General features: G+C 77.7%; 2 protein-coding genes and 2 pseudogenes. All 4 read left to right on the top strand.

Translation table 11 applies throughout. The features are described from left to right. A pseudogene (locus ACTUAL_RS10415) lies at window positions 1–183 on the top strand (hydroxymethylglutaryl-CoA lyase); the annotation flags it as partial. Between the two features lie 155 nt (window positions 184–338). After that, a complete protein-coding gene (locus ACTUAL_RS10410; protein ID WP_440900118.1) occupies window positions 339–830 on the top strand; it encodes a YbaB/EbfC family nucleoid-associated protein in 492 nt (163 codons plus the stop codon). After that, window positions 827–1,135, top strand: a complete 309-nt coding sequence (locus ACTUAL_RS10405; protein ID WP_096496957.1) for a WXG100 family type VII secretion target — start codon at window positions 827–829, stop codon at window positions 1,133–1,135. The genes ACTUAL_RS10410 and ACTUAL_RS10405 overlap by 4 nt, the downstream gene beginning before the upstream one ends. Window positions 1,136–1,149: 14 nt before the next feature. Next, a pseudogene (locus ACTUAL_RS10400) lies at window positions 1,150–3,277 on the top strand (hypothetical protein); the annotation flags it as partial.

Here is a 3,277-nt window from a genome sequence, read left to right as displayed (position 1 = left end):
GGCTGCCCCTACGCCGAGTCCGCCACCGGCAACCTCGCCACCGAGGACCTGGTGTGGATGCTCGACGGCCTCGGCATCCGGCACGGCGTCGACCTCGACGCGCTTGCCACCACCAGCGCCTGGCTCGCGGGCCACCTCGGCAGGCCGAGCCCGTCCAGGGTCGTCCGGGCGCTGCGCGGCTGACCCGCAGGTCAGCGCTCCACGCCCAACCCCGGTGGATCTTGCCCCCGGTCATGCCCGAAAATCACCGCACCGAGTCGGAACCCCCAGGGCGCTCCGCGCGTCCAACGCCCAACCGGCGTCCGCTGCCGGTGGGGTCGGATGCACCGGAGGTGCTTGTGACGAGCGACCACCGCGCCCAGGTGGACGAGCTGCTTGCCGACTACCGGCGCAGCCGCGAGCAGCTCGCGGTGACCCACCGCGAACTCGCCGCCATCTCCGCCTCGGCCACCAGCCCGGACGGGTGCGTCACCGCCGTCGTCGACGCCCAGGGCGTGCTCACCGAGCTGCTCATCGCCGACGCCGCCTACCGCCTGCGCCCGCCGCAGCTCGCCGAGGTCGTCGTGCGCACCACCCAGGCCGCCGTCGCGCGCGCCATGGAGAAGATGCTGCACGCCCTCACCCCCGTGCTGCCCGCCGCCACCGACCCGGAGGCCCTGGTCAGGGGCACCGCCGACCTCACCGAGGACGAGCTGCCCCCGCCCAACCGCAGGGCCCCGCTCGTGGACGACGACGAGGACTTCGACCAGCGCGACTGGCTGAGCACCGAGGCCGCGCCCCCGCTGGGCGCGCCGACGCAGAGCACACCCTCGCAGAGGAGGAACCGGTGAGCGGGTTCGACGCCGACCTGGCCAGGCTGCGCGGTGGCGCGGCCGACTTCGAGGGCTTCGCTGGCCGCGCGGGCCGCATCGCCGCCGACCTGGGCGCCGCGCTGGAAGCGCTGGGCCCGTGCTGGGGCGACGACGCCGTCGGCCGCAGCTTCGCCGAGGGCCACGTCGGCCCCGCGGCCTCCACCAAGGAGCGCGTCGACGGCCTGAACGGCCAGTTCGGCGGCCTCCAGGACCGCTTCGCCGCGACCGAGCGGACCTACCGCAAGGTCGACGAGGGCAACGGAACCGCGTTCAACGCGGTCTGACCAGGGGACCGGGGATGGGAATCGAGCTGCCCGCGGAGCTGGCCGAGGTCGCCGCGAGGGCCGGGGTCTCGTGGCCTCAGGCCGACGAGGACAAGCTGCGCGCCTCCGCCGCGGCGTGGCGCGCCGCAGGACGCGGGTTGGACGGGCTGGCCGGTGAGTCGGACGACTCGGCCGGGCGCGTCCTCGGCGGCATGGCCGGGTCCACCGCCACCGCCGCGCGCACCCGCTGGGACAGGTTCATCGCCGCCGACGGCGACCTCGTCGGCGCCGCCCGCGACTGCCACGCCGCGGCCGACCGGCTCGACCACGCGGCAGGCCAGATCGGCAAGGCCAAGGTCGAGCTGGTGCGCGAGCTGGTCAACCTGGCCAAGAACGCCGACGCCGCGCAGGCGTCCGCGTCGGCCGGTCAGCCGTCCGCGCTGCTCGGCCTGGACACGGCGGTGCGCGGCGCGGCGGCGAACGCGGCCAACCTGACGGCGGCGCTGACCGACTCGGTGCGCCTGGACAGCGGCGCCGACGTGGCCGCCACCCAGCCGCCGGTCAACCCGAACCCCGGTGTGCGCGGGGGGCTGCTCGACGTGGTCGGCGACCTCGTCGAGGGCGTGGTGACCCCGGTGGTGGAGACCACGACGCGAACCGTCGAGGCGGTCGCGCAGCCGGTCGTCGCACTGGTGGAGCCGGTGGTCGACTCGGTCGTGCGCCCGGTGGTGGACACCGCCGCGCAGGCCGTGGGCCAGGTGACGGGGCACGTGCCGGGGCAGGTCACCGAGCCGGTGGCCGCTGCGGCGCAGCAGGTCGTGCAGCCGGTTGTGCAGCAGGTCGACCAGGTCGTCGGGGCCGGGGCCGCGCACGTCGCCGACGTCGCGCCCCAGGCAGGCCAGCACGCCGCCCCCGCCGCGACGGGCGCGGTCCACGACCACGCGCCCCGCCACGAGGGCACCACCAGCCAGTCCGCGGCGGCGCTGCTCGACCGCCCCGCGCAGGTCGGCGGCACGCCCAGCGGGGCGATCGCGAACGCGCTCAGCGGCATGGGCAACACCGCCCAGCACGCGACCACGCCCCAGGCGGGCGCGCCCACCGCGTTCCAGCAGACCCCCGGAGCCCCGACCGCGCCCGGCGCCCACGGCCTGATCGGTGGCGCGGCGGGCGGCGGCGCGGCGGGTGGTGGCGCCGGTCGCGGCGGGGACCACCGCCCCACCGACCTGCGCGCCCCGCTCGACCAGCGCGGGCCGCTGGACGGCAGGAACGACGTCCGCGCGGGTGGCGACGGCCGGGCCCTGGACGCGCGCGCGGGTGACGCGAAGGGCGCGGCGGACGCCAAGGGCGCCGAGCTCAAGGACGGCGCGCGCGGCGCGGGGACGGGCTGGAACGACCGCCCGATGCTCGGCGACGCGGTGCTGGCCGACCTCAGGGACGTCGAGAGCGAACTGGCCGAGCAGGACCGCGCCGACCGCAGGTCGCCGGGCGCGGGCCACCCCCTCCTCGGCGGCACGACGCCGGTCGACCGCACCCATGAGCGCGCCACCGCCTGGGCGGGCGACCCGCTCGCGCAGCCCACCGAGCAGGCGGCCGACCTGGGCCACAGCGCGGCGCCCGCCGCGCACCTCGCGGACCGGGCCGTGGTCGACCTGGGCCAGACCGCCGAGCACGCGGTCGACCTGGGGCACGCTGCGGCGCCCGCTGTCGCGCATCTCGCGGATCGGGCTGTGGCTGACTTGGGCCAGACCGCCGAGCACGCGGTCGACCTGGGTCACGCCGCGGCGCCGTCCGCCGCGAACCTCGCGGACCGGGCCGTGGCTGACTTGGGCCAGACCACCGAGCAGGCGGTCGACCTGGGTCACGCCGCAGCGCCCGCTGTCGCGCACCTCGCGGACCGGGCCACGGCCGACCTGGGCCAGACCGCCGCGCACGCGACGCCCGCCGCCGCCCACCTCGCCGACCAGCCCGCGGCCGACCTCGGCCAGGTCGCGTCGCCCGCGACCCCCGACCTCGGTCACGTCGTGGCGGGCGTGGTCCCCGATGGCGCGGCCCCGGTCTCCGACCGGGACGCCGAGTGGCCCGCGGTCCCGCTCACCGAGCCCGTGCCCCTCGTGCACGAGGCGATCCCCGCCGCCGGTCTGGTCGCGGGCGCCACCGGGCTCG

This window comes from Actinosynnema sp. (assembly GCF_052038725.1).
The sequence above is the reverse complement of the archived record's forward strand: the minus strand, read 5'-3'. Positions and strand labels throughout refer to the sequence as shown.